This is a genomic window from Bullifex sp., assembly GCF_034103065.1.
Taxonomy (GTDB): domain Bacteria; phylum Spirochaetota; class Spirochaetia; order Sphaerochaetales; family Sphaerochaetaceae; genus Bullifex.
On record NZ_JAXEGN010000060.1, the window covers coordinates 1 to 5,416 of the forward strand.

Annotated in this window: 6 protein-coding genes and 1 tRNA gene; all 7 read left to right on the plus strand. The window is 33.8% G+C overall.

Annotation, left to right across the window (positions count from 1 at the left end; translation table 11 throughout):
- Nucleotides 1–888 (plus strand): metallopeptidase TldD-related protein (locus SOY52_RS02490; protein ID WP_320847406.1); only part of this gene is annotated, 888 nt, incomplete at its 5' end.
- 1 nt (nucleotide 889) lies between these two features.
- A complete protein-coding gene (locus SOY52_RS02495) occupies nucleotides 890–1,363 on the plus strand; it encodes a hypothetical protein (RefSeq protein ID WP_320847407.1) in 474 nt (157 codons plus the stop codon).
- 251 nt (nucleotides 1,364–1,614) lie between these two features.
- On the plus strand, nucleotides 1,615–1,770 hold the full coding sequence (locus SOY52_RS02500) for a hypothetical protein (protein WP_320847408.1): 156 nt from the start codon (nucleotides 1,615–1,617) through the stop codon (nucleotides 1,768–1,770).
- Between the two features lie 551 nt (nucleotides 1,771–2,321).
- Entirely contained in the window at nucleotides 2,322–3,680 is a 1,359-nt protein-coding gene (locus tag SOY52_RS02505) for a phosphatidylserine decarboxylase (protein ID WP_320847409.1), read from the plus strand.
- A 433-nt stretch (nucleotides 3,681–4,113) separates the two neighbouring features.
- A tRNA-Thr gene (locus tag SOY52_RS02510) sits at nucleotides 4,114–4,185 on the plus strand.
- Between the two features lie 159 nt (nucleotides 4,186–4,344).
- Complete coding sequence (locus SOY52_RS02515) at nucleotides 4,345–4,581, plus strand: hypothetical protein (protein ID WP_320847410.1); 237 nt, start codon at nucleotides 4,345–4,347, stop codon at nucleotides 4,579–4,581.
- Nucleotides 4,578–5,416, plus strand: an 839-nt coding sequence (gene tsaD / locus SOY52_RS02520) for a tRNA (adenosine(37)-N6)-threonylcarbamoyltransferase complex transferase subunit TsaD (RefSeq protein ID WP_320847411.1), incomplete at its 3' end; no start/stop codon positions are given. The genes SOY52_RS02515 and tsaD, both read left to right, overlap by 4 nt.

Genomic DNA, 5,416 nt, shown 5'->3' on the forward strand with positions numbered 1-5,416 from the left:
AAATCAATTCGCTATTATGCTTCTTCAAATGCTTTAGAGTTATTTGACAGCAATGATGATGCTTATGTTATGGCAAACTGTAAGGTAAGTGATGGCGTTGATATTCAAAATGCATACTCTATTAAAGAAGGTTTAATTGATGATGTTAATCTTACTGATGGTGTTGATAAAGCAATATCACAGCTATCACCAAAGAAGATTAATTCAGGAACATATAATGTTGTGTTTAATCAAGATTGCATGCAGCAAATACTCGATACCTTCTTTTCAGTTTTCACTGGAAAGAGTAGTTACTATGGTTTAACACGCTATAAAGATAGAGAAGGAGAGAAGGTTGCTTCTGAAAAAGTAACAATAATTGATGATCCTCTTTATCCTGAATATAGAGTGCGTTCAACTTTTGATGGTGATGGATATCCTTGTGAAAAGAAAAGAGTAATAGAAAATGGAGTATTAAATACACTCTTATATAACCTTGAATATGGTACAAAGTGTAATAAAAAATCTACAGGAAATGGATTTAGAAGTGCAATAAATGGATCAGCTGGAATCACTAGCTACTCTTTCTATATAAAACCAGGTGAAAACACATTAGAAGATTTATTTAAATCATCTGAGGGTGGTATTTACATTACTCAAATGAAAGGTTTTCATGCAGGCGCAAACTCTATTAGTGGTGATTTCTCTATTGAAAGTGCCGGTTTTATTATTAAAGATGGTAAGGCAGAAGAAGCAATTAATGAATTTACCGTTAGTGGAAACTTTTATTCATTACTTGAAAATGTATTACTTGTTGCAAATGATTTAGAGTTTGATGTAACACTTTCTTCTCAGAGAATGGGTTCTCCATCTGTTTTAGTAAAGGATTTATCTATTTCAGGAAAATAATATGAAGATTTTTATTTTATTGTTATTAATCATTCTTTCTTCTTGTAATACTACAAAAGAAATTAACAATTCTAATTTTGTTATGATTGCTAATCCTTTTGTCGATTGTGCATCTCTAAAGGAAGCTGAGGAACTAGCTAGTTTTTCAATTTCACTTCCAAAGGAACTAAATAATAAGGACTTAATTTATCGTGTATTAAATACAGGCGATAAAATGATAGAAATTATTCAGTTATCTGATAATGAAAAAATAACAATAAGGAAATCAAAAAGCACTGAAGATATTAGTGGTGTTTATAAAAGTTTTGATGTAGTAAAGAAAATTATTGTTGATGATAAAGAAGTATTAATCAAAGGGGAAAAGGATATTTTTGAAGTAGCTGTGTGGATTAATAATGGTTTTTCTTATTCAATCTCAAGTAATGATGGATTTCCTCTAAATGAGCTTCAGGCATTAATAAAGCAAATAAAATAGGCAAAAAGTTTGTTTTTTGTTTGAACAATCTTATATAAAATAAAAAGTTATGAAGAATATGTGAATTATTTTAATTTGTATACATTTTTATTAAATTGTATCTAGACAATATTAAATAAATTTATTATATCGAGATTATCAAAGAAAAGGAAAGTGTCATAAGAGTTTAAATCTTATAGCGCGCAAAAGATTTGAACTACTCGTTTTGACTTATAGCATTTTGCTATAAAAATAATTATAGGAGAAAAACTATGGGAAAAACACTTTTAGATATTCTCGTTAATGCAGGAGAAGCTTATCTATCAATGGTTGGTAGTAAGTATGATAGCTATCCTTATTCTTATGAAACACATAAGCATGAGTTTGATGATAATACTCCTTCTTCTACTAATAGAGATGCAAGCTAAGAATTAAAAATTAAATAGAGGTAATAAAATGGGATTCTAGAATTAATAGTTTTAGAATCCTGTTTTATATTTCGACTTTATTGAGAAGTTTCACATTAAGATTTGAACGTGCTTGAAGAATTTTAAATATGAGTAGGTATTATTAATAAAAGGAATCTTTACTTTAAACTAACATCCACAGGTTGTATTCAACTAATGGGGGCAAAACATACAGAGGACAAAAGAAAAGGTTTAATTCTTTATGATGATATTATCGATTAATAATTCTAATATTTATGTAAAGCTTTGGTAATAACAATAAGATTTATAACCTTATGAGTTGATATCTTACCTCTAGTTACCAAAAACTAAATTATACCTGCTAATATTCTGCTTTTTGAAAGAAAATTGAATAATAGTAATTACTTTTTGATAATGTTTAACATTAGATTTTGTCTAGAAACTGTACTATAATGGAACTGATTTATTAAACTACAAAATAATTAGAAATGATTCATGGAGAATTATTTCTTTTTTAATCATAACTGTAAAAAATTTGGAGGCCAACTTCAATGAAGCTTTGTAAATATCTTGCCTATTCGGTTTGTGTTCTGCTGGTGTTTACCGCCTGCGTTACTCCTGCAAAATCAATACAATCAACTTTCGTAAATGAGTCTGTAGTGCAAAACTTTAGCGAGACTACATCACAAAAAGAAAGAGAAGATGTAGTACAAAATGATTTAGAGCAGATGAGTGTCCATGCACCTATGACAATGGAGCTTAAGTCAATGCTGGATGTAGATCCAGAGCTGATGGCTTTAATGGTAAAATCTCTAAATGCAGCCGCTCAGATAAATCCTGACCTAGATACCAACCCCGCACAGTCTATTGATCAGTTATACAGTTTTTTAGACTGGGCAGCCTTCTGTATGCCTTGGAATGTTTTGAAAGATGGAAAATATCCTTCACTCTATGATCACATCGACCAATCTGTTGATTATTTCTGGTTTTTGGTTGACCAGCCATTGGAAGAGCTAGAGGAACTGGGCTACTACTATCCTTCTCTGCAATATCACGAGCCTATTTCTAGTTGGTGCAAGACCTATGCTGAAAGCTGGGGTAGCTATCTTTCTAAACCTGAAAGCTGGTCAGAGGAATATCTGAATATTTTCCAGCATGACGACAGCTTCGGATTGAATAACGGATGGTATGAGGATCCAAGCAATTGGAATTCTTTCAATGATTTCTTTGCCCGCAGATTGTCTGAACCTTCTGTACGTCCTATCGCAGAGTGCGCACTTGTTGCTCCTGCCGATTCAAAGCCTCAAGGTGTATGGCAGATAGATGAGAACGGCGATTTGGTTCAGCATGAAGGTGTAGCTATCAAATCCGCTAATTTTACTTCGATTAGTCAGTTAATCGGCGAGGATAGTGCATATGCGGATTCTTTCGCAAACGGTACTCTTACCCATACCTTCCTTGATGTAAATGATTACCATCGTTACCATTTTCCTATAGACGGAACTATACTAGAAGTTCGCAAGATTCCAGGCACAAATGCTGCAGGCGGAGTGACTGTGTGGGATAACGATTCAAAACGCTATGTGCTGGAAGATACTATTCCTGGATGGCAGATGATTGAGACTCGTGACTGCGTGATTTTGGACACTGAATACGGCCTAGTCGCTATTCTTCCTATAGGGATGTCTCAAATATGCTCCTGCAACTGGGAAGACACTGTGAAAGTAGGCGCCAAAGTAAAACGCGGTGATCCAATGGGATATTTCTTGTTTGGCGGAAGCGATATAGTAATGATCTTCCAAGATAAGGTGGATTTCAAACTGTTGGTAAATGAAGACAAAAAGGGTGGACTTCAGCATGTCCTAATGGGTGAGGCCTATGCAGATCTTACTTTGTCATCAGCAAAGTAGTCATATTACAAAGTCTGTTTCAGCCATGCAAGAAACCCCTTATGAACTAAATCTTTCTGAGTTCACACCCAAACTTTTTAACTGACGTTGTTGTACTGGTGCTCATTTTACAAAATAATGAAACAAATGCGTAACCAGAATTAAAAATCGTGAAATAGGAAAGAGTAGAATCATATCTTTACATTTTGAAAAACATAATATATTCTCCTTTTTAGGATATTAAGCGGGAATCTTCTGTAATTTAATTGCCGAGATGAAAGAGCAAAATACCATTTGATAAAATGGATATATATGATAAATTATGACTAAATATGAAGCCAATTAAGACTCCATATGTAGTAAAAGCCGTTTAAAAAGCGGTAGCGGTGTCATGGATGCACCCGTGGCTAAACTCCACGATGCTTTGGCAATTCACTTGCCGAGTAATTCACTTGCCGGTGTAGCTCAGGGGTAGAGCACTTCCCTCGTAATGAAGTGGTCATGGGTTCGATTCCCATCTTCGGCTATACCTATCTTTTTGTAATTTTTGTCGATTTACAAATTAAGATGAAATAGGACACTGTTTTTATTCAATTTTCTGTATATTCCTTAATGAAGAAAGAACCTAAATTTACACTTTAGTATATTTTTATTATACTTACATGAAAAATACAGGAGGAACTCAATGGACGATAAAGAACGTGGTCTAGTTATTCCAGGAAGACCAATCTCTGAAGAGATGATTTTATCAATACCAGTGAGATATGTTCCTGAGCCATCAGTTGTGGTTGGTGAAACTGTTTGTGAAAATGTAGCTAATTTTATTAATGAAATGATTCCTATAGAGTTAATGGATTACTATTTCGATGCAGTTAATAACTTAGCTGGTGAAGAAGACTATGTCTTCGAGGATGAATTATGATAGTACTGGGTATTGAAACTAGCTGTGATGAATGTTCTGCAGCAGTAGTAAAAGATGGAAGAGAAATTTTAAGCAATGTTATTGCAACTCAAATTGAGCTTCATAAGCCTTATCAAGGAGTTGTTCCTGAATTAGCTTCAAGATTGCATACAGAATGGATTAGCCAAGTTGTTAAAGCCGCTGTTATGCAAGCAGGTTTGGAAAATAAAGATTTAGATGCAGTTGCTGTTACAAATAGACCAGGTTTACTTGGGTCATTATTAGTAGGTGTTAATTTTGCAAAAGGTTTTGCTGCTAGTTTAGGAATTCCTATTTTAGGTGTAGATCATATTAGAGCTCACTTATATGCATCTCAAATTGAAAATCCATTAGAATATCCATATCTAGGTGTCCTTGTTTCAGGTGGACATACAGTTATTTGTAAAGTAAATGGGTATGATGATGTAGATGTACTTGGAACTACAATTGATGATGCAATTGGTGAAGCCTTTGATAAGGTAGCTAAGTTTTATGATTTAGGATATCCAGGAGGTGTTGTAATAGACAGACTCTCAAAGAGTGGGGATTCTATGGCATTTTTATTTCCTGGTCCAACTTTAGATAGGGGAGAGCATCCTTATGATATGAGCTATTCAGGCTTAAAAACAGGTGTAATTAACCAACTTGATAAGTTCAGAAATGGGGAAGCAGAAGCAACAAAAGAAAATATTGCAGCTTCATTTCAGAGGGCTGCGGTAGGTATATTGATGAAAAGAGTTAAAGCAGCACTTAAAGATACTAGCCTCAAAAGAGTGTCTGCAAATGGTAATATTGCCGCTAATTCTTTACTTAGAAA